This window comes from Planococcus sp. S3-L1, from assembly GCF_030063085.1.
In the GTDB taxonomy this organism is placed as follows: domain Bacteria; phylum Bacillota; class Bacilli; order Bacillales_A; family Planococcaceae; genus Planococcus; species Planococcus kocurii.
On record NZ_JASISN010000003.1, the window covers coordinates 190,978 to 211,879 of the forward strand.

At 43.2% G+C, this 20,902-nt stretch carries 18 protein-coding genes, 1 other RNA gene and 1 other annotated feature; of the genes, 17 read left to right on the forward strand and 2 right to left on the reverse strand.

Going from position 1 to position 20,902, the window contains the following annotated elements; all coding sequences use genetic code 11:
* Nucleotides 1-20 precede the first annotated feature (20 nt).
* From QMF37_RS04905 to dtd, 9 genes are all read left to right on the forward strand, one after another.
* Nucleotides 21-410 carry a LapA family protein gene (locus QMF37_RS04905; protein WP_283476924.1) on the forward strand — a complete coding sequence of 130 codons (390 nt, stop codon included), beginning with the start codon at nucleotides 21-23 and terminating at the stop codon, nucleotides 408-410.
* Between the two features lie 84 nt (nucleotides 411-494).
* Nucleotides 495-785, forward strand: a complete 291-nt coding sequence (locus QMF37_RS04910) for a hypothetical protein (RefSeq protein ID WP_058385616.1) — start codon at nucleotides 495-497, stop codon at nucleotides 783-785.
* Nucleotides 786-1,488: 703 nt separating this feature from the next.
* Nucleotides 1,489-1,860: a hypothetical protein gene (locus QMF37_RS04915; protein ID WP_283476927.1), complete on the forward strand. Its 372-nt coding sequence runs from the start codon at nucleotides 1,489-1,491 to the stop codon at nucleotides 1,858-1,860.
* Between the two features lie 87 nt (nucleotides 1,861-1,947).
* Nucleotides 1,948-4,062, forward strand: a complete 2,115-nt coding sequence (recJ, locus tag QMF37_RS04920) for a single-stranded-DNA-specific exonuclease RecJ (protein WP_283476928.1) — start codon at nucleotides 1,948-1,950, stop codon at nucleotides 4,060-4,062.
* Entirely contained in the window at nucleotides 4,053-4,565 is a 513-nt protein-coding gene (locus tag QMF37_RS04925) for an adenine phosphoribosyltransferase (protein ID WP_071154355.1), read from the forward strand. The genes recJ and QMF37_RS04925 overlap by 10 nt, the downstream gene beginning before the upstream one ends.
* Nucleotides 4,566-4,656: 91 nt before the next feature.
* Nucleotides 4,657-6,210, forward strand: a complete 1,554-nt coding sequence (locus QMF37_RS04930; RefSeq protein ID WP_283476930.1) for a glycosyl hydrolase family 28-related protein — start codon at nucleotides 4,657-4,659, stop codon at nucleotides 6,208-6,210.
* Between the two features lie 25 nt (nucleotides 6,211-6,235).
* Complete coding sequence (locus tag QMF37_RS04935; RefSeq protein ID WP_283476932.1) at nucleotides 6,236-6,760, forward strand: type 1 glutamine amidotransferase domain-containing protein; 525 nt, start codon at nucleotides 6,236-6,238, stop codon at nucleotides 6,758-6,760.
* An 80-nt stretch (nucleotides 6,761-6,840) separates the two neighbouring features.
* On the forward strand, nucleotides 6,841-9,033 hold the full coding sequence (locus QMF37_RS04940) for a RelA/SpoT family protein (protein WP_058385610.1): 2,193 nt from the start codon (nucleotides 6,841-6,843) through the stop codon (nucleotides 9,031-9,033).
* Nucleotides 9,033-9,473, forward strand: coding sequence for a D-aminoacyl-tRNA deacylase (gene dtd, locus QMF37_RS04945; protein WP_071154357.1), 441 nt, complete (start codon nucleotides 9,033-9,035; stop codon nucleotides 9,471-9,473). Before QMF37_RS04940 ends, dtd begins: the two co-directional genes overlap by 1 nt.
* A 159-nt stretch (nucleotides 9,474-9,632) precedes the next feature.
* Here the strand turns inward: dtd and QMF37_RS04950 are convergent, their stop codons facing one another.
* Nucleotides 9,633-11,204 (reverse strand): N-acetylmuramoyl-L-alanine amidase family protein, encoded by a 1,572-nt coding sequence (locus tag QMF37_RS04950; RefSeq protein ID WP_283476935.1) that lies wholly within the window; start codon nucleotides 11,202-11,204, stop codon nucleotides 9,633-9,635.
* A 112-nt stretch (nucleotides 11,205-11,316) separates the two neighbouring features.
* Nucleotides 11,317-11,555: a binding site (T-box leader), on the forward strand.
* Nucleotides 11,556-11,611: 56 nt separating this feature from the next.
* Here QMF37_RS04950 and hisS point away from each other — a divergent pair.
* The 4 genes from hisS to QMF37_RS04970 all read left to right on the forward strand — a co-directional run bounded on the left by hisS (nucleotide 11,612) and on the right by QMF37_RS04970 (nucleotide 15,773).
* Nucleotides 11,612-12,892 carry a histidine--tRNA ligase gene (gene hisS, locus QMF37_RS04955; RefSeq protein ID WP_283476936.1) on the forward strand — a complete coding sequence of 427 codons (1,281 nt, stop codon included), beginning with the start codon at nucleotides 11,612-11,614 and terminating at the stop codon, nucleotides 12,890-12,892.
* 2 nt (nucleotides 12,893-12,894) lie between these two features.
* A complete protein-coding gene (gene aspS, locus QMF37_RS04960; protein WP_283476938.1) occupies nucleotides 12,895-14,679 on the forward strand; it encodes an aspartate--tRNA ligase in 1,785 nt (594 codons plus the stop codon).
* A gap of 44 nt (nucleotides 14,680-14,723) precedes the next feature.
* Nucleotides 14,724-14,906, forward strand: a non-coding RNA gene (gene ssrS, locus QMF37_RS04965) — 6S RNA.
* 102 nt (nucleotides 14,907-15,008) lie between these two features.
* Entirely contained in the window at nucleotides 15,009-15,773 is a 765-nt protein-coding gene (locus QMF37_RS04970) for a tRNA threonylcarbamoyladenosine dehydratase (RefSeq protein ID WP_283476940.1), read from the forward strand.
* 128 nt (nucleotides 15,774-15,901) lie between these two features.
* Here QMF37_RS04970 and QMF37_RS04975 read toward each other — a convergent pair whose 3' ends face one another.
* The gene (locus QMF37_RS04975) at nucleotides 15,902-17,191 is read right to left on the reverse strand and encodes a replication-associated recombination protein A (RefSeq protein WP_283476943.1); all 1,290 of its coding nucleotides are present in this window, start codon (nucleotides 17,189-17,191) and stop codon (nucleotides 15,902-15,904) included.
* A 332-nt stretch (nucleotides 17,192-17,523) separates the two neighbouring features.
* On the opposite strand from QMF37_RS04975, the gene cymR reads away from it, so the two are divergent.
* The 4 genes from cymR to QMF37_RS04995 are packed head-to-tail and all read left to right on the forward strand — an operon-like array spanning nucleotide 17,524 to nucleotide 20,891.
* Nucleotides 17,524-17,940 carry a cysteine metabolism transcriptional regulator CymR gene (gene cymR / locus QMF37_RS04980; protein WP_058385603.1) on the forward strand — a complete coding sequence of 139 codons (417 nt, stop codon included), beginning with the start codon at nucleotides 17,524-17,526 and terminating at the stop codon, nucleotides 17,938-17,940.
* 14 nt (nucleotides 17,941-17,954) lie between these two features.
* Nucleotides 17,955-19,088, forward strand: a complete 1,134-nt coding sequence (locus QMF37_RS04985; protein WP_283476946.1) for a cysteine desulfurase family protein — start codon at nucleotides 17,955-17,957, stop codon at nucleotides 19,086-19,088.
* A gap of 13 nt (nucleotides 19,089-19,101) precedes the next feature.
* Nucleotides 19,102-20,217 carry a tRNA 2-thiouridine(34) synthase MnmA gene (gene mnmA, locus QMF37_RS04990; RefSeq protein ID WP_283476947.1) on the forward strand — a complete coding sequence of 372 codons (1,116 nt, stop codon included), beginning with the start codon at nucleotides 19,102-19,104 and terminating at the stop codon, nucleotides 20,215-20,217.
* A 14-nt stretch (nucleotides 20,218-20,231) separates the two neighbouring features.
* The gene (locus tag QMF37_RS04995) at nucleotides 20,232-20,891 is read left to right on the forward strand and encodes a tetratricopeptide repeat protein (protein WP_071154361.1); all 660 of its coding nucleotides are present in this window, start codon (nucleotides 20,232-20,234) and stop codon (nucleotides 20,889-20,891) included.
* Nucleotides 20,892-20,902: the final 11 nt, after the last annotated feature.

The window sequence follows — 20,902 nt, forward strand, 5'->3', positions numbered from 1 at the left end:
AATTTAAAGGGGGAATGGCAATGAAATTACAATGGCTACTTTTAATCGGACTTATTTTCGCAGTAATCATCGCCGTGTTTGCAGTTGTCAATGTGGAGGATGTACCCGTCAATTACGTATTTGGCGAAGCCGAATGGCCGTTGATCTTGGTAATTTTGGCATCAGCATTACTTGGATTCTTACTCAGCAGCGTGCTAGCTATTATGCGCAATTACCAGCTGCAACGTAAAATCAAAGTGCTTCAAAAAGAAGTGGCGGTAAAAGAAACATTAATCGCTACACAACAAAACGAAATTGGTGCATACCAAAAAGTCGGCATCCAACCAGAACCCCAAATTGTTACAAACGAACCAGTAGTCGATGATTTACGAGTAGAACCAGTAGTTGATACAAGAAAAGATGAAATCTAAAAAAGGAACCTTTCGGTAGAGACGCCGAAAGGTTTTTGTCTGTGATTTTTTGCTGTATAATGGATCGGTGAGGAAGTGATACCAATGATTGAATCTAGAAAAAGATGGCGCTTGACGACGCCAGATGAACAAACAGTTCAAGAAATCCAAAAAGAATTAAACCTATCGTCAGTGCTGGCTAAAATTTTGGTGACACGGGGCTTGAATACAGCTGACGCGGCTCGGACATTTATGCAAATGGATGCAACTTGCATGCACGATCCGTATTTGATGAAAGACATGGATCTAGCTGTCGAGCGTATTCGACAGGCGATTGATAATCAAGAAAAAATTGTTGTCTATGGCGATTACGACGCGGGTGCGACACGTTTCTAACTGAAAAGGTTAGACACTAGGGAGTCCATTAAAATCCCTAGGAGAACTGATTTCTTGATAGGTGGAATGATAGGGTAACGCCTTGAAACGCCTACTCTGATCCTCCGACATGCCTTCTCAATGGTTAAATTGAAAGGTATGAAGCTCGGTGAAGTCGGCAGAGAGAGACCGTAAGTTAGGGAAAGCATAGCGAGTACCCGACACGAAAGCTGTCCAGAGGTGGATGGTGTTTCCTATATGCCGGGAGTCCATAAAGTATCTATGGTTAGAATGTGCTGCAGAAGCACTGACGAATCTCTGAATGTACGGGTCTAGACGTAGTTGTCACGGAAATGTGACAGGTGGCAGTGCCATCGTATGTGTGGGCGAGTAAAAATCTGGCGTTATGAAACCCCATAACTTGTTATAGGCAAGTTCAAGCATACAGGACCATAGGAGAAACCTAAGGATATATGTAAGGATAAAGAAATTGGAACGTGGAAAGCGAAGGATGTGGAGGTATTAATCTACCTACGAAACAGTTCGGTATATAAAGGGGCAACCTATTAAAACTGATTTACCATTCGTGAGAGTGGAGCCATAGTACCTTTGAAACCATGATAATAATTGGTGGAGGAATAGGCTCTAGTCGGAAATTTCAAAGACTTATACATGCATAACAGACAAGCACTACTCAGAATTCATAGGGTTTAAGATGAAGTTAATGCCAAAAGGTGAGAAATGGGTTGTGAAAAGTCAGATGTGCGACAAAGCAGTTCGACGCACAAAGAAAAACTTGAAGCAAATCATAAACGGGATTCGATATGTTAGCGGTGTTAACGACCAAGGAAGAAAAATAGCACTCTACAACTCGACTGTAATAGGACTTCATCAATATTTCCGTACCGCTACAATGATTTCCGAAGATATGGGGAACATTGCATACGAAGTGAATGCATGCATGAAAGACCATCGTATGATAAGGCGAATTAAGAAAACAGGTGTGATAACACCTGATTTTATTAAGAAAGAATGCGATGAAGAAATAATCTCAAAGTATCCAATTGGACGATTAGACAGACAAACGAACAAGTGAATTCTGTTAAGTTATGTAGATTACCAAAGTTTTGAAATTTTTTCGATGGAACGCCGTGTGAGGTGAAAGTCTCACGCACGGTGTGAAGTGGGGGAAAAGCTGGCGATAGACTCAAAGGCTTACCTATCACTATATGGTGTCACCAGTACAACCGTCATGATGACCGTATTACAAGATCTAGGGGCCGATGTGTCCTTTATGATACCGAACCGCTTTAAGCATGGGTACGGACCGAATAGTGAACTGTTTCAACAAGCATTTGATCAGGGTACGAAACTAATTGTCACGGTAGATAATGGCATTTCAGGAATCGAACAAGTTGATTTTGCTAACGCTTTAGGGATGGACGTTATTATTAGTGATCATCACGATATCGGTGACCAATTACCAAATGCACTAGCGGTTGTTCACCCGCGTCATCCACAAGGCCACTATCCGTTTGGTGAACTGGCTGGAGTTGGTGTAGCGTTTAAAATAGCACATGCACTGTACGAGGAAATTCCAGACCACTTGATTGAACTAACAGCGATCGGTACGGTGGCCGATCTTGTTCCGCTTCACGGGGAAAACCGAATTTTTGTCAAAGAAGGACTAGCTGCACTTATCGATTCACCGAGTCCTGCCATTGCTGCATTGTGCGAAGTGTCAGGCGTTAAACAGCAAGACATTACAGAAGAAACGATTGGCTTTATGTTTGGACCGCGCATTAATGCCATTGGACGTTTGCAAGATGCTGATCCAGCTGTTCGCATGTTCTTAACAGAAGACCCAGCAGAAGCACGTTCACTGGCTTCAGGGTTAGATGTGTTAAACAAAGAGCGGCAAGCGATTGTGAAGAAAATTTCAGAAGAAGCGATGCAGCAAGTCGAACAGCGTTATCCGGACGGTGTGCCGCATGTGTTAGTTGTCGCTCAAGAAGGCTGGAACCCGGGTGTTGTTGGAATCGTTGCCTCGAAACTAACAGAAAAATTTTATCGCCCGTCTATTGTTTTGTCGGTAGATCCTGAAACCAACAAAGCAAAAGGTTCTGCTCGCAGTATTGAAGGCTTTCATTTGTATAACGAACTTGCTAAAAACCGCGACATCTTGCCTCATTTCGGAGGCCATCCAATGGCGGCAGGTATGACGCTTGCGGCAAGTGACGTCGATGATTTGCGTGAGCGCTTAAACAAACAAGCGGAAATTAGCTTAACGGAAGAAGAGTTATTGCCTGTTGTCAACATCGATATTCCGCTCCGTCTTGACGAAATCGACATAACGGCAATCGAGTCCATGCGCTTACTTGCTCCTTTTGGAATGGGCTTTGCTAAGCCGAAATTTTATCTTGAAGGGGTCCATGTGGCATCTATTCGTAAAATTGGAGCTGCTCAAAATCACTTGAAGATGGAACTGACACAGCAATCAGCTTCTATAGACGCTGTAGGTTTTGGTCTCGGTTCAGTTGGTGATGAATTAACACCGGATGTCAAAATAGATGTTATCGGTGATTTACAGGTCAATGAATGGAATGGTCGGAAAAAACCGCAATTGATGGTGGAAGACGTTCGTACCGATCAATGGCAATTATTTGATATTCGCGGCATTCGCCAAGTATCGCGTTGGTCAAAGTTGATCCCGAAAGAAAACCAAGTATTCCTAGCGTTTAAAGAAGAAACACCCGCATTATTCCAGTCCCTATTGGCTCAACCCATTTGCACTGTTGCTCAAGTAAAAGCCATGTCAGGAAGTAAAGACCACTTGGTGTTATTGGATTTGCCGGAATCAGAAGAGCAATTGGCATCTGTTTTAGCAAATATGAAGCCAAAGCGGGTGTATGCTCATTTTCATGCGAAAGATTCGCAGTATTTTGAACAGATTCCCACACGTGAACAATTTAAATGGCTGTTTTCGTTTATTAAAAAACGCGGGACTTTTGACTTTACTAAACATTGTGACGAACTGGCCAAACACAAAGGTTGGACGCGGGAGTCATTATTTTTCATGCTGCAGGTGTTTTTTGAACTCGGTTTTGTTACACTTAACAATGGCATTACCGAGATTGCGCAATCGCCAAGCAAACAGGATCTGTCAGAAGCGCCGATTTACAAACGTCGCGAGCAGCAGATTGCTCTGGAGCAGAAGCTTTTGTATGCGTCTTATAAAGATTTAAAAGAGTGGTTCGATGCGACAGTGTCTGCCAAGGAGGAACAAATATGGATTTAAAACAGTACATCACCATTGTTGAAGATTGGCCAAAACCTGGAATTCGTTTTAAGGACATCACGTCATTGATGGACAACGGAACTGCCTATAAGTATGCAACAGACAAAATCGTTGAATACGCAAAAACAGTAAATGCTGAAGTTATTGTAGGACCTGAAGCGCGTGGATTTATCATCGGCTGCCCAGTTGCTTATGCGCTTGAACTTGGCTTTGCACCCGTTCGTAAAGAAGGCAAGTTGCCGCGCGAAGTGATCAAAGCCGAATACGGTCTTGAATACGGGACAGATGTGTTAACGATGCATAAAGACGCAATCAAACCGGGACAACGTGTGTTGATCACGGATGATTTGCTTGCAACAGGTGGCACAATCGGTGCGACAATTAATTTAGTAGAACAGCTTGGCGGAATTGTCGTTGGCTGCGCATTTTTGATTGAATTGACTTATTTAGATGGACGCAAAAACTTAGGCGGCTATGATGTCACGACTTTAATGCAATATTAATACCGGATCTCTTCGCCTTTTTAAGGTGAAGGGATTTTTTTCTTGAATCAGGGTATGGACAAAGGTAAGGCCATAAATTGGAGGTGACCAAATGAAGCTGAGCAAACAACACAACCCCCGATTAAACGCTACGTGGATAGATCAATTACTAGACGACCGCACCCCTCTTGAAAAAATCACCTGCGAAACGGAACAATTCTTTCAAGCCATCCGAAAAGAGTTCGTCTTTAGCAAGTATGCAAGGCCTAAAAAAAGCATGACTGAAAAAATGTGGTCTTTAGTAGCTGAAAAATATTCGGTGGAAGATGAACGTTCTTCGGAGACCTGTGTTTCTGACAATGAGCTATACCCAGCATGGAAAGCGCAGCTAGACAGCGAGTACCGAAAACTTGAGTCGACGATTATACAGTGCGTCAACGTTACCGATTACGGCGCGATAGGTGACGGAAAGACCGACTGCACAGATGCTTTTGAACGAGCACTTGGCAAAGGCCGAGTACAAGTAGAGGTTCCAAAAGGTGTCTATCTTGTAAAGGGACTGCGTTTGCCTTCCTGGACACGTTTGACGGGTGCTGGAAAAGGAACAACTGTTTTAAAGTTGCATCCTAAAGCCTCTCGCAAGACCCGGTTATTGACCAACCGCAATTACTTAATGGGTAACCGCAATATTTCCGTAGAAGGGCTGACGCTTGATTGGCATGTAGAACGTTTGGGAGATGTCGAAAAAACCAGTGCAGGCGGAAATTATTCCAGCTGTTTAACTTATGCCCACGTAACATTTGGCTGGGTCAAAGATGTGGAGGCATTAAATCCAGGTCTGCATTGTTTTGATATTACGTCACCGCTTTATAATTACGCAGGAGATGGATTGCGAGGCAAAAGTGGCAGTCGTTTTGTCTGGCTTGATGGCGTTAGCGGTTCTGGTTTTGGCGACGACGGATTGACAACGCATCATAGTGACTATATTTTTGTCACCAACTCACATTTTAGTGATCCGAGTGGACGCGCGCATCAGCAAGGGTTTTCAAACTCCAATGGCTTTGAAATAGATGATGGATCCCGTTACGTTTGGTTAGTTAATAATTCGAGTGCGCGTTGTTTTGGTGGAATTGAAATTAAAGCGCATGCCAATTCTTCAGCAGCCTCAAATGTCTTTATTTCGGGACATTTATCGGTTCACGATAACCGGTCGTTTAATTTCCGTCACATTGGTCATCATAAAAAAGAGGATCCCGAATCGCGTTCGGCGTTTGCCATTCGTGCACAACGGTTAGTGTCAATTGATCCAATCGAAACAACTTTATACGAAGGTTCTGCGCCGCGCAGTTTAGTCATTTCAGCTTACCGCAATGTGGCGATCAACCGGTTTTTGTTTGTCGGAGATCCAGACTATGATTACAAGCTTCAGCCAGCTTCAGCCGTTCAATACCGTGCCGCGTGTGTGTCTTTGAGTAATGGTAAGATTCAAGGGTTTACGACAGCGGAGACGGATCTTTCAATAGCTGGCGGTGAACAACACGCCAGCAGTGTAAGCGTTCAAAATTTGGTCAGCACCGGTTCAGCTGAACAAGCAGTCGTTGTTGGAGCAGGTAGCGAGTTGGTTCACTTAGAAAATATTAGAAAGCGGAGTTCTCATCTGCTTTAACATACATCAACAAGGAGGCAATCACATGAGACTGACAGGAAAAAAAGTGCTGAGTTTTATTCATCATGACTTTGAAGATTTGGAACTATGGTATCCGATTTTAAGATTGCGAGAAGAAGGGGCACAAGTGGACATTGCAGGAGAAGAATCGGGCGTTGATTATATTGGCAAATATGGCGTTCCAGCGACATCTGATTTGTCTTATGCACAAGCGCTTGGCAATGAATACGACGCCGTTCTCGTTCCTGGTGGTTGGGCACCAGACAAAATACGACGGTTTCCTGACGTTTTACAGTTGGTACGCCGTATGGACGATCAGCAAAAACCGATTGGTCAAATTTGTCATGCTGGTTGGGTGCTTATTTCCGCCAATATTTTAACCGGTCGAAAAGTGACCAGTACACCAGGAATAAAAGATGATATGATCAACGCTGGCGCCGAGTGGTTTGATGAATCAGTGGTGGTCGATGGGCACTTAGTATCGAGCCGCCGTCCGCCTGATTTACCAGATTATCTCAGGGAATTTATTAAAGTGCTAGAGAACAGCTAACAAAGCTTTACTTTTAACCCCATTGTTTTTTATAATAGAAAGATATACTTTTGGAAAAATTTAAAGCAAGGTGGGCAATTATGGCGAAAGATCTAGTGAGAACAGCTGAAGATGTATTCGAGATGGTTGCGTCTTATATGAATGCCGAACATGTGAAAACAATCAAGAGGGCCTATCAAGTTGCGTACGACGCCCATATGGGACAGTTTCGCAAATCAGGCGAACCGTATATTGTGCATCCGGTGCAAGTGGCAGGGATTCTGGCAGAATTACAAATGGACCCGGCTACAGTAGCGGCAGGCTTTTTGCACGATGTAGTCGAAGACACGGAAGTCAGCCGTGAAGACATCGTTCGTGATTTCGATGAAGAAGTTGCCATGCTCGTTGACGGCGTGACGAAGTTAAGCAAAATCAAGTATTTATCAAAAGAAGAGCAACAAGCAGAAAATCACCGCAAAATGTTTGTCGCAATGGCACAAGACATTCGTGTTATTTTGATTAAATTGGCAGATCGTTTGCACAATCTTCGTACGTTGAAATACCAGACCGTCGAAAAGCAACGCATTAAAGCTAATGAGACGCTGGAAATTTTTGCCCCGATTGCGCACCGTCTCGGTATCAATACCATTAAATGGGAACTGGAAGATACAGCGTTGCGTTATTTGAATCCGCAACAGTATTACCGGATTGTCAATTTGATGAAAAAGAAACGTACCGAACGAGAAGATTATTTGAATAAGGTCATGAGTGAGATTCGCGTACAACTCGACGAAGTCGATATTAAAGCGGATCTTTTCGGTCGGCCCAAACACATTTATAGCATTTACCGGAAAATGGCAATTCAAAACAAGCAGTTTAATGAAATCTATGATTTGCTGGCAGTCCGCATAACAGTGGAAAGCATTAAAGATTGCTACGCGGTACTAGGAATTATTCATTCTACTTGGAAGCCGATGCCAGGGCGTTTTAAAGATTATATCGCCATGCCAAAGCAAAATTTATACCAGTCGCTTCACACGACGGTTATTGGTCCTCAAGGCGATCCGCTTGAAGTACAAATTCGCACGGAAGAAATGCACCGCATTGCGGAGTATGGTGTGGCAGCGCATTGGGCCTATAAAGAAGGCAAGATTATCGACAAGCCGAAAAGTTCTGTCGATTCACGATTGTCGTGGTTCCGTGAAATTCTGGATTTCCAGAACGAATCGGATAATGCTGAAGAATTTATGGAATCGTTAAAATACGATTTGTTTTCTGACATGGTTTATGTATTTTCACCAAAAGGCGATGTCATTGAAATGCCAGCAGGCTCTTGTCCAATCGATTTTGCTTATCGTGTGCATTCGGAAATTGGCAATAAAACCATTGGCGCAAAAATAAACGGCAAGATGGCGCCCCTCGACACGGAGTTACACACCGGTAATATTGTGGAAATTTTAACTTCGAAGCAATCTTTTGGTCCAAGTCGCGATTGGTTGAAAATCGCGAAATCCACGCAAACCAAAAATAAAATCAAGCAATTTTTCAAAAAGCAATTGCGTGAAGACAATGTCCAAAAAGGTCGAGATTTGATTGAAAAAGAAATAAAAGCGCAAGAATTTGTTCTAAAAGAAGTACTGAGTAATGAAAACATCAAACGTGTTTGTGAAAAATTCAATTTTGCAGGCGAAGACGATATGTATGCAGCTGTTGGCTTTAACGGGATTACGGCTCAACAAGTTGTAAACCGATTAGCTGAAAAAATGCGTAAAAAGCGCGAGCAAGAAGAGGCAATTGAAAAAATTACTGTTGAAATGAAATCCAACGTTCCTAAAAAACAAACCGATTCCGGTGTCATTGTTAGAGGAATCGATAATATGATGATTCGCTTGTCTAAGTGTTGCAACCCGGTACCGGGTGACGATATTATCGGGTTTATTACAAAAGGGCGTGGCGTTTCGGTTCACCGCACGGATTGTCCAAATGTCCACTCTGGAGAAAACGACCGACTTATTCCCGTCGAGTGGGAAAATGAAGGATCGCCTGATAACAAATCCTACCAAATTGATATTGAAGTTCAAGCATACGACCGCAACGGATTGATTAATGAAGTGATGCACATGGTCAGTGAAACGAAAACGACGATTACAGCGGTCAGCGGTCGAGCAGACAAAGACAAAATTGCGACGATCAATTTGTCGATCATGATTCCTCACATCAAGCATCTAAACCGCGTTGTTGAACGCATCAAATCGATTCCAGATGTTTATTCCGTTTTACGGGTGACAAATTAATGAGAGTAGTTCTGCAACGATCTAAAAGTGCTTCGGTGACAGTCGACGGCGCGGTAACTGGCGCGATCCGATCAGGTTATGTGTTACTTGTTGGCATCACCCACGAAGATACGGAAAAAGACGCGGATTATTTGGCGGGCAAGATTGCACAACTTCGTCTGTTTGAAGATGAAGAAGGCAAGATGAACCGATCAATTCTCGATCACGGCGGTGAAATCCTATCGATTTCTCAGTTTACGCTGTATGGTGATGTGAAAAAAGGGCGTCGCCCAAGTTTTATCGCGGCGGCACGACCAGAAACGGCTGAACCTCTTTGGTTAGCTTTTAACAAAGCGTTACAAAGGTACGGCCTGGTTGTCGAAACGGGTGTTTTCGGTGCCATGATGGACGTTCAGCTAGTGAATGATGGCCCCGTAACGATTTTAGTTGAATCTAAATAGGCAGTTGAGAGAAGCGCAGGCAAAATATGCCTGCGCTTCTTTTTTGCTGTAGCGGTGTTTGCGCGATAAGTGCGGTCCAGCGGAAAAACGCGCGATCTAGTGGGAGGTCGCCAAATATACACAGAAAAAAGCACGAAGGACATGTCCTCCGTGCTTTTATTACTCAACAAGCTGTGCATCGAAATAGTTGATTAGACCAGTGTAGAGGCCGAGCGCCGCCTGTTCGCGGAATTGACTGCTAGTCAACACGCGTTCTTCGTTAAAATTGCTCAAAAAGCCAAGTTCGACTAGAACGGCAGGCTGTTTGTTTTCGCGCAATACCAAGTAATTGCCATGCTGAACGCCACGGTCTTGCAAGGTCAATTTTTTGCCAAGTTCTTCATTTAAATAGGCGGCTAGTTCTTTTTGGAAATCGTGTTGGTAGTACGATGTGAATCCGGAGACGCTGCTGTCGTCGGTCGCATCATAGTGGATGCTGACAAAAGCGTCTGCTCCAGCTTGGTGACTTCCAGCGACGCGCGTGCGAAGGTCGACGTAAGTATCTGATTGCCGCGTCATAACAACTTCTGCACCTGCTGCATTTAAATGACGCGATAAAATCTCTGCTGTTTTTAAGGTTAACTCTTTTTCTTGTGTTTTGCGCACGCCCACTGTGCCACCGTCATTGCCACCGTGACCCGGATCTAGAACGATAGTTAGACCGTCCAATGTTCCTTTTCTGCGGTCAGGAGAATCAACTTGTTCTTTTTGGGAAAATGTTTCTTCTGTAGATACGACCCACTCTGCTACAAAAGCAGTCTGACCGTCCGCGAGAAGAACTTGATACCATTCTTCTTGCTTATTAACGACGGCTAGCTGATTCCCAGCATCTGCCCGGCTGACTACTTCAGAATCAGTTGAAGCTTGGCTCCGCAAATTGGTGCCATCCGTTAAAATCGTGACAGCTTCTTTGGCGTCACTTGTAACAGTCTCTGCTGTCTGATCTGATAATTGACCGTGAAAAGCATAAACCCAGCCTTTTTTTCCTTTTGCCAATTCAATTTCTACCCAATGGCCTTCCATGGAAATTACAGGAAAGACTTCGCCTTTCGTGCCAGTCTGTTGAATTTTTGAACTGAGGTCAGGCTTTGAACGAATATTTAATGTGTTGACTGCGATTTCAAAAGAAGAAACTTTGGAGATAGGTTCTTTCTTTTGTTCAGATTCAGCTGAATCTGCCGGTTTTTCTGACGTTGTGTCTTTGTCGCTAGAGACAATATACTGTTTGGAAACAAATCCGCGTGTATTACGGAAACTAATCTCAAGCCAGTCATCCGCCACGCCAATGATTTCAGCGGTATCGCCGGCATCCATTTTGGTGAGCACAGCTGCCGATAAATCAGCTTGCGCACGTACGTTGAGACCATTGACAGAAGAGACGGCTGTTTGCCCAGTGGCTGTTTGGTCTTCGTCAGACGCTGCAGTTAGCCACGAAGCAATCCATCCTTCTTGCCGGTCGACCTGTACTTGTAACCAGTCACCTTGTTTGGAAATAACGGAAGCTGTCTGTCCTTGTTCTAAATCACCCGTGACGCTGTAGGACAACCCAGGACCTGAACGAACGTTGACCATGGTTCCGGTAATTTCAACTGTGCCTGCATCGGCCGAAACATGATTGTTATCTAGCAACGGAAAGCTGCTGGCTATGAATAAAAAGAATAGAATAATTGCAATTAAGCCCTTGTGTTTCATGCGTTACCCCCTAAGAGAACTTCTCTTCAATAGTATCAAATATTACAGCGCTTGTGTCAAAAAGGTTGACAAGCTACGGGCAAATTATTAAGATTGATTTATTATCCTTATATATTTGCTGACGACAAAGAAAGTAATTGCATGATTTGGCTGAAAAGAGAGGGGAAGTCTCGGGCTGTAAACTTTCCTGCAGACAAGTGCGACGAAAAACACTTTTGAGGCTTTTTTCTGAACAGCGCTTGCCGCTTATTAGGAAAAAACGGAACCGGCCGTTACCCGGAATGAGAGGATGCATTTTTTGCATCAACTAGGGTGGAACCGCGGAAGCTAATACGAGCTCTCGTCCCTTGCGTAAAGCAAGAGGCGAGAGCTTTTTTGTATGGAAAAATAAAGGAGTGAACTAACAGATGAATATTCAAGCGCCACGCGGCACATATGATGTGCTGCCCGATCAATCTGCTAAATGGCAAGAAGTTGAACAAAAAATAAATAACCTCTGCAGACTTTACCAATACAAAGAAATACGCACGCCAATTTTTGAACACACGGAATTATTCCAGCGCGGTGTCGGTGACACGACAGATATCGTTCAAAAAGAAATGTACACCTTCCAAGATCGTGGCGACCGTTCGTTAACATTGCGCCCAGAAGGCACAGCTTCGGTCGTTCGTTCTTATGTTGAGAATAAATTATTTGGTATGCCGGACCAGCCGGTAAAACTATTTTATACCGGTCCAATGTTTCGCTACGAACGTCCACAAGCAGGGCGCATGCGCCAGTTTGTCCAATTTGGAGTAGAAGCAATTGGTTCCAAAGATCCAGCAATCGATGCTGAAGTAATTTCACTGGCAATGGAAGTTTACCGTGCTGTCGGGCTTAAGCAATTGCGCTTAGTCATCAACTCACTTGGTGATACGGAAAGTCGCGTAGCACACAAAAAAGCCTTGATTACCCATTTTGAACCGAGTATCAATGAATTTTGCAGCGATTGCCAGACGCGTCTCGAGAAAAATCCGTTACGTATTCTAGACTGCAAAGTAGATCGTCAACATCCGTTAATGGCAACAGCGCCGTCACTGGCCGATTATTTAAATGAAGAATCACAAGCTTATTTTGATGAAGTGCAAGCTTACCTTTCAAGCATGGATATTGAATTTGTTGTGGATCCGAATTTAGTGCGCGGACTTGATTATTATAACCATACCGCTTTTGAAATTATGAGTGATGCGGAAGGCTTTGGTGCCATTACCACTTTAGCTGGTGGAGGACGTTACAACGGACTTGTTGAAGACCTTGGCGGACCCGAGTCACCTGGAATTGGTTTTGCGATGAGTATTGAGCGACTGTTACTAGCGCTTGAAATGGAAAAAGTCGAAATTGGTCAATCCAATAATTTAGAAGTTTACGTAGTAGCGATGGACGAAACGACGAAGAAAAAAGCCTTTGCTGTTGTTCGTGATTTACGCTTGAACGGCATTTCGGCTGACATGGATTTCGCCGGGCGTAAAGTAAAAGCACAAATGAAATCGGCTGACCGTAAAGGAGCTGCATTTGTTGTCGTTATTGGTGAAACGGAACTTGAAAGCGGCAAAGTGGCATTAAAAGAAATGGCGACGGGTGAGCAACAGGAAATGGCATTCGAAGAAATCGCAGCAAGCTTATTGAAAAAGAAATCACTGGAGGAATAAATATGTCAAGAACGCATTATTGTGGAGAAGTGAACGAAACGGCTATTGGACAACGTGTCACATTAAAAGGGTGGGTACAAAAACGTCGCGACCTTGGTGGATTAATCTTTGTGAACGTCCGTGACCGTTCTGGAATTGTGCAAGTTGTGTTTAATCCGGAAATTTCAAAAGAAGCCGCTGCCATTGGCGAATCGTTACGTAATGAATTTGTCGTTCATATTGACGGACTGGTTGTCAAAAGAGCAGAAGGCCAAGTTAATACTGCGATGAAAACTGGCGAAATTGAAGTGCAAGTAGATCACGCAGCTGTAATAAACGCTGCGAAAAATCCCCCGTTTGCCATCGAAGACAATACAGATGTTAATGAAGATTTACGCTTGAAATATCGTTACTTGGATTTGCGTCGTCCTGCGATGTACGAAACATTCAAAATGCGTTCAGACGTGACGAAATCGATTCGTCGCTTTTTGGACGAAGAAGGTTTTATCGAAGTGGAAACACCGATTTTGACAAAATCTACACCTGAAGGCGCACGTGATTATTTAGTGCCAAGCCGAGTTCATGATGGCGAATTCTACGCGTTGCCTCAATCTCCGCAATTATTCAAACAAATGTTGATGGTATCTGGCTTTGATAAATATTACCAAATTGCACGTTGCTTCCGTGATGAAGATCTTCGCGCGGATCGTCAGCCTGAATTTACACAAATCGATATGGAAATGAGTTTCCAGTCAATGGAAGATATCATCAGTTTGAATGAACGTTTAATGGTTCAGATGATGAAAGATGTGAAAAAAATCGACATCGAACCAACTTTCCAGCGCATGAGCTACACAGAAGCAATGGACCGTTTTGGTTCAGATAAACCGGATGTACGCTTTGGTTTAGAGTTGACGGATGTTTCGGATCTAGTAAAAGATTCAGCGTTCAAAGTGTTTACTGGCGCTATCGAAAACGGCGGTCAAGTAAAACTGATTAATGTTAAAGGGCAAGCGGCAAATTATTCTCGTAAAGATATTGACGCGCTAGGTGCTTTTGCCGCAGTTTACGGAGCAAAAGGGCTTGCCTGGTTGAAAGTAGAAGAAGAAGGCGTGAAAGGACCAATTGCTAAATTCTTTGAAGGTCAAGCCGCAACTGCTTTAACAGAACGAGCGCAAGCAGAAGCAGGCGACTTATTATTATTTGTTGCAGATAAAAAATCGGTAGTCGCAGATGCGTTAGGCGCACTTCGCTTGAAATTTGGCAAAGAATTAGCGTTAATCGACAACGCAGTTTATAAATTCTTATGGATTACCGATTGGCCGTTACTTGAGTACGACGAAAAAGATGGACGCTACTATGCAGCTCACCATCCCTTCACCATGCCGTTCGAAGAAGACTTAGACAAACTAGCAACTGAGCCACAAAACGTTCGCGCACAAGCTTATGACCTTGTCTTAAACGGCTATGAGCTTGGTGGAGGATCTTCACGTATTTATCGTCGCGACATTCAAGAGAAAATGTTTGAAGTGCTTGGCTTTAGCAAAGAAGAAGCGAACGCACAATTTGGGTTCTTGATGGAAGCATTCGAATACGGAACACCTCCACACGGTGGAATTGCGTTTGGTTTGGATCGTCTTGTTATGCTACTTGCAGGTCGCACGAACTTGCGTGATACAATTGCATTCCCGAAAACTGCCAGCGCTAGTGACTTGCTGACAGATGCGCCGAGCCAAGTATCGGGTGCGCAACTTGAGGAATTGAGCCTATCTTTGAACATTCAGAATAATAAAAAAGTAACAGAGTAAAAAGCTTGTTTAAATAAAAAAGGTGTGCTAACATAAGTCTATAGAGAATCCTGATGTGTTCGTTTTAAGCAATTCGATTTTGACCCAACATTATGTCGTCGGGAGATCGAATTTCACCATGGCTAACATGCCTTAACGGGAAGTTATAAGTGGTGAAGAGGTCACCCACCTGCTTTCAGCGGGTTCAAACGATGCGCACCAACAAAGACGGCACGATTGGGATTCTTAATTAAAAAATCATTTTTATCCCTTTGACAATTTATTGTCGGAGGGATTTTTAATGTGTATAATTCCTATTATGCGTATCAACTTTGAAGGGCAGTGACGGAATGCTACACCAATTTTCCAGAAATGAATTAGCTGTAGGAAAAGAAGGAATCAATTTATTAAAAAATGCGACTGTCGCGATACTTGGCGTCGGAGGTGTCGGATCGTTTGCAGCCGAAGCTTGTGCGCGGAGCGGCGTGGGTACGATTATACTCGTTGATAAAGACAATGTAGACATCACCAATATCAATCGTCAACTTGTTGCAAATTTATCAACGGTTGGACAATCGAAAGCAGAGGTTATGAAAACTCGGATTGCTGACATTAATACAGAATGCAAAGTAATTTCGTTGCATATGTTTTATACGGAAGAAACGTGCGAAGAATTTTTTAGTTACACTCCTGATTACGTGATCGATGCGTCCGATACAATGATTTACAAAGTCCATTTGATGGAAGAATGTTATCGTCGTGACATAAAAATCATTGCCAGTATGGGAGCGGCCAATAAAACTGATCCCACGCGTTTCAAAATTGCGGACTTTTCAAAAACCCACACGGATCCATTAGCGAAAATCATTCGCAAAAAATTACGCAAAAACGGAATTTACAAAGGCATTCCGGTAATTTTTTCAGATGAAAGTCCAATCATTGTTCGTGAAGACGTAGTAGAAACCGTTGGGAAACCGAATGCAACCATTCGAAAAGCTCAAATGCCGCCTTCATCAAATGCCTTTACGCCATCAACTGTGGGCTTGATTGCTGCGAGTTGGGTAGTTAACGATATAACCAAATCCATTCCGATTACACGGGTACGTATGAATTAATCAAAAAACCGGCTCTTTTTATGAGCCGGTTTTTTCTGTTGTTATAACGGATAAGTTTGTAGAAATAGGGGCTGTCTTAAAAGTCATAAAAGTGACTTTTAAGACAGCCCCTTTGCTCGATATTCATATCATTTTTTGTTTTTTCGAAAGCTTTTCAGTTTTTCATAAATGCCAGCGAATTTCTTTTCCTCACCAGCAACGATGGGCTTATAAAACTCGGCTGACCTTATTTCTTTTGGCAAATAATCTTGATCTGCCCAGCCACCGAACGAGCCGACGGGCGTGTCGTGTGGGTAGCGGTATCCGCCGTGCCCCAGTTCGGCGCTTCCTGCGTAATGTGTATCGCGCAAATGCAATGGAATGTCGCCAACATCGCCTTTATTAATAGCTGCAGTTGCAGCATCAATGGCTTTATAGGCAGAATTGGATTTTTCGGACAAGCACATTTCAGCGACTGCCTGAGCGAGCGGGATGCGGGCTTCCGGTAAACCGAGACGATCAGCTGCTTGGCAAGCGGAGAGAACGTGTCCGCCAACAGCAGGATTGGCAAGTCCAATGTCCTCGTAAGCCATAACGAGTAAACGGCGTGTAACAGCAGTTAAGTCACCATTTTCTAATAAATGCGCCAAATAATACATTGCTGCATTGACATCACTTCCGCGCACTGATTTTTGTAATGCAGACAATAAATTAAAAAAGTGCGATCCTTTTTTATCACCGAACACGCCGACACGCTTGATCATTTGTTCGACCATCTGATCTTCCACAATGTATTTACCGTCGATTTCATCAGAAGCAATGACAATCGATTCAAGCATCGTTAATGCTTTACGAGCGTCACCATTGGTACCTTCTGCAATGCGTTCGACTTGTTTTTTTGAAATCGCAATGTGTTCGCTGCCGAGTCCACGTTTGGGTTCGGCCAATGCGCTATTTAGCAACTGCACAATATCTTCTTGAGACAGCCGCTTTAATTGCTTAATTTCACCGCAACGCGAACGGATTGCCGGATTAACGTCATGGAATGGATTTTCCGTTGTCGCACCAATCAAAACAATCGAACCACTTTCAACATGCGGCAGCAAAGCATCTTGCTGCAACTTGTTAAAACGGTGAATTTCATCCAGAAACAACAATACTTTACCGGTCATCCGTGATTCGGTCACGACTTCTTCAACGTCTTTCTTGCCAGAAGTTGTGGCGTTCAGCGCGATAAAAGGTAAATTCGATGTCCCTGCGATAGCGTGAGCGATAGAAGTTTTGCCGATGCCAGGCTCGCCGTACAGCAGCATAGAAGGTACATGTCCATTACTAATCATTTTATATAAAGCCGTATGTGGTCCGATGACGTCTTTTTGTCCGACGACTTCATCAATCGTTCGAGGACGCATACGAAAAGCTAAAGGTTCGTTGTGCATAGAAAAACTCCTTTCGGATATTCGTTCTATCAGTATAGCGTTTGAGGTTTCAAAAGTCATTACAAGTCCATTCAAGTCAAATTATGATATACTGTTTTGAAGAATAAACGTAGTTAAACCGGCTATTTTATGATGTATTATTAGCATTATTCTGTTAATAAAACTAGTCGCACGTAGGGAAGTATTCGAGAAAAATAAATTCGATTTTTATCGAGAATAATTTATTTATTTTAAACAAGTATGGAGTAAACTAGCGGAGACTCCCACGGGAAAGCGCAGCTAGTTTACGGAATACCAATCTTATGAAAATTATCAAACTTAGAGGTGTACTCATGAAAATTTCAACCAAAGGCCGTTACGGTCTGACAATTATGATTGAACTTGGTAAACAATACGGAGAAGGTCCGATTCCATTGCGTAAAATTGCGGCAGAAAATGACCTTTCTGAAGCTTACTTAGAGCAACTAGTGGGACCACTACGCAACTCAGGGCTTGTTAAAAGTGTCCGCGGGGCATATGGCGGTTATATGTTGACGCGCCACCCAAAAGAAATTTCAGCAGGAGATGTGATTCGTGTTTTAGAAGGTCCCATCCAACCTGTTGAAGGCATTGAAGACGAAAAGCAACCGCAGCGTGAGCTATGGGTACGCATTCGTGATGCAGTAAAAAATGTTCTCGATACCACAACGATTGAAGATTTGGCAAACGCCGAAAACGGTGAAACTGAAAATTACATGTACTATATATAAAGGGGTCAACAACTATGAATCGAATTTATTTAGATCATGCGGCGACTTCGCCCATGCATCCCGAAGTGGTGGCGACTTTTTCTGAAGCACTCGGAACGGTTTACGGCAATCCTTCAAGTATCCATGGTACCGGTAGAGCGGCACGTAAAAAACTGGACGATGCACGCAAATTGCTAGCTGACAGCATACAGGCTCATGACCATGAAATTATTTTTACTAGCGGGGGTACTGAAGCGGACAATACGGCAATTTTTGGCACGGCTGCAAAAAAAGAAGGAAAGCATATCATCACTACAATGATTGAACACCATGCCATTTTGCATGCTTGTGAGGAATTAGAACGACAAGGCTACGACGTAACTTATTTGCCAGTGGGTGAAAATGGACGCGTGCGAGCAGAAGACGTGAAAAATGCGCTGCGTGACGATACAATTCTAGTATCGGTCATGATGGGCAATAATGAGGTTGGAACCATTCAACCGATTGCCGAAATCGGTGAATTGTTAAAAGATACAGATGTGACATTCCACACCGACGCGGTTCAAGCATTTGGTATATTGCCAATCGATGTTAACGTATTAAACGTTGATTTATTATCGGTCTCTGCGCATAAACTAAACGGACCTAAAGGTGTTGGCTTTTTATACCAACGCAAAGGAACGGCGGTAACTCCATTGTTGTACGGAGGAGAACAAGAACGTAAGCGCCGGGCAGGAACGGAAAACGTACCGGCGATTTCCGCATTTGCTAAAGCAGCAGAAATTGCGTTAGCAACGATGGAAGAAAAAACAACAGCTTACGAGCAATACAAAACGATGTTTAAAGACGTTTTGGATAAACAAAACGTCAACTATAAAGAAAATGGCAGTCATTCTATGCCGCATATTTTAAATCTCAGTATTTCAGGTATAGAAATTGAGTCGTTTTTAATCAACTTGGATTTAGCGGGGATATCAGCTTCAAGCGGATCAGCGTGCACAGCAGGTTCAATTGATCCATCTCATGTGCTTGTTGCCATGTACGGCGATAAGGCTGTTGAAAGCCGTAATTCTATTCGATTTAGCTTCGGCTTAGGATTGACGTCTGAAACAATTAAGCAAGCTGCCGAAAAGACAGCTCAAATAAGCCAGCGTTTGGCATTAAAATGAAAAGGTGAATAAAATGACAAAATCATTACAAGATACACGTATTGTCGTCGGCATGTCCGGAGGGGTTGACTCTTCGGTTGCTGCGTATTTATTGAAAGAACAAGGTTACGATGTTATCGGCATCTTTATGAAAAATTGGGATGACACCGATGAAAATGGCGTCTGCACTGCGACAGAAGATTACGAAGACGTCATTCGCGTCTGTAACCAAATTGGTATTCCGTATTATGCGGTAAATTTCGAAAAGCAATACTGGGACAAAGTTTTCACGTATTTTTTGGAAGAATACAAAGCAGGACGTACGCCAAACCCAGATGTTATGTGCAATAAAGAAATTAAATTCAAAGCCTTTTTAGAGCATGCTTTAAGTCTGGGGGCCGATTATTTGGCAACTGGTCATTACGCACAAGTTGAACACGCAGAAAACGGCGAAACAAAAATGTTGCGTGGCAAAGACAACAACAAAGATCAAACTTACTTTTTAAATCAACTAGACCAACATCAATTGTCGAAAGTGATGTTCCCAATCGGCCATATGGAGAAAAAGAAAGTCCGTGAAATCGCGCTAGAAGCGGGACTTGCAACAGCGACGAAAAAGGATTCCACGGGTATTTGTTTTATTGGAGAACGGAATTTCAAAGAATTTTTGGGTCAATACTTGCCAGCACAACCGGGTCAAATGGAAACGTTAGAAGGCGTTAAAATGGGTTCACATGACGGCTTAATGTATTATACAATTGGCCAACGCCAAGGACTTGGTATCGGCGGGGCAGGAGATCCGTGGTTTGTTATTGGAAAAGATTTAGAGCGCAACGTATTATACGTTGGACAAAATATTCATCATGATGCCCTTTTCTCAGATAGCTTAACTGCGGTAAACTTAAGCTTCACATCAAATACAGCACCAAGCGGGATATTAGAATGCACAGCAAAATTCCGTTACCGTCAGCAAGATGTCGGTGTAACTGTTGAATTTAAAGGCGAAAGAGCCATCGTGACATTTGCAGAGCCGGTCCGCGCGATTACGCCTGGTCAAGCTGTCGTTTTTTATGATGGTGAAGAATGCCTAGGCGGTGGAACGATCGATCGTGTCTTTAAAAATGGCGCACGTTTGGAATATGTCGGTTAATGGGAGAGACAACAATGAATTACAACGAAATCGGGATACAAGCATTACAAGAAGGCAATACAGAAAAAGCCGTTGAAGCTTTCACACAAGCAATCGATGAACAACCGGACAACCCGCTAGGCTATATCAATTTTGGGCATGTCTTAACGTCGATGGACGAAATTGACCGTGCGGAAAGATTTTTCCAAAAAGCCATTACGCTTGATGAGACATCAGCGACGGCTTTTTATGGTTTGGCTAACTTGTATTTTAATTCAGAGCGTTATTCAGAAGCATTAAAGCTATATGAAAAAGCATTGCAATACGAACTTGAAGGCGCAGATGCGCATTTTATGATCGGTAAATGCTTTGAAAAACTAGAGCAGCCGAAACTAGCGTTGCCGTATTTTCAACGCGCGGTAGAACTGGATGAACAGGATGTTCAAGCACGCTTGAGCTATGGCATCTGTTTGGCATCTATGGAATTATTTGAACTAGCAGAACCTCAATTTCTACAAGTAATCGACAGCGAACCAGATCATTCGGATGCTCATTATAATGTGGGTGTTCTTTACGCAGTCTCGACAAATCGTACAGAAGACGCTATGTATCATTTGAAACAGGCGTATACGCTAGATGAGCGCAATGAAATGGCACGATATGCTTACGATATGATTGCAACGACATTACAATAGCTACGTGAAGA

Excerpts from the sequence above, each read along its gene's own strand:
- cymR (WP_058385603.1), top strand. The coding sequence starts at position 17,524 with ATGAAAATTTCAACCAAAGGCCGTTACGGTCTGACAATTATGATTGAA.
- QMF37_RS04935 (WP_283476932.1), top strand. The coding sequence starts at position 6,236 with ATGAGACTGACAGGAAAAAAAGTGCTGAGTTTTATTCATCATGACTTT.
- QMF37_RS04970 (WP_283476940.1), top strand. The coding sequence starts at position 15,009 with ATGCTACACCAATTTTCCAGAAATGAATTAGCTGTAGGAAAAGAAGGA.
- hisS (WP_283476936.1), top strand. The coding sequence starts at position 11,612 with ATGAATATTCAAGCGCCACGCGGCACATATGATGTGCTGCCCGATCAA.
- QMF37_RS04910 (WP_058385616.1), top strand. The coding sequence starts at position 495 with ATGATTGAATCTAGAAAAAGATGGCGCTTGACGACGCCAGATGAACAA.
- QMF37_RS04940 (WP_058385610.1), top strand. The coding sequence starts at position 6,841 with ATGGCGAAAGATCTAGTGAGAACAGCTGAAGATGTATTCGAGATGGTT.
- aspS (WP_283476938.1), top strand. The coding sequence starts at position 12,895 with ATGTCAAGAACGCATTATTGTGGAGAAGTGAACGAAACGGCTATTGGA.
- QMF37_RS04915 (WP_283476927.1), top strand. The coding sequence starts at position 1,489 with ATGCCAAAAGGTGAGAAATGGGTTGTGAAAAGTCAGATGTGCGACAAA.
- QMF37_RS04975 (WP_283476943.1), bottom strand. The coding sequence starts at position 17,191 with ATGCACAACGAACCTTTAGCTTTTCGTATGCGTCCTCGAACGATTGAT.
- QMF37_RS04930 (WP_283476930.1), top strand. The coding sequence starts at position 4,657 with ATGAAGCTGAGCAAACAACACAACCCCCGATTAAACGCTACGTGGATA.
- QMF37_RS04905 (WP_283476924.1), top strand. The coding sequence starts at position 21 with ATGAAATTACAATGGCTACTTTTAATCGGACTTATTTTCGCAGTAATC.
- QMF37_RS04985 (WP_283476946.1), top strand. The coding sequence starts at position 17,955 with ATGAATCGAATTTATTTAGATCATGCGGCGACTTCGCCCATGCATCCC.
- dtd (WP_071154357.1), top strand. The coding sequence starts at position 9,033 with ATGAGAGTAGTTCTGCAACGATCTAAAAGTGCTTCGGTGACAGTCGAC.
- QMF37_RS04925 (WP_071154355.1), top strand. The coding sequence starts at position 4,053 with ATGGATTTAAAACAGTACATCACCATTGTTGAAGATTGGCCAAAACCT.
- QMF37_RS04950 (WP_283476935.1), bottom strand. The coding sequence starts at position 11,204 with ATGAAACACAAGGGCTTAATTGCAATTATTCTATTCTTTTTATTCATA.
- mnmA (WP_283476947.1), top strand. The coding sequence starts at position 19,102 with ATGACAAAATCATTACAAGATACACGTATTGTCGTCGGCATGTCCGGA.
- QMF37_RS04995 (WP_071154361.1), top strand. The coding sequence starts at position 20,232 with ATGAATTACAACGAAATCGGGATACAAGCATTACAAGAAGGCAATACA.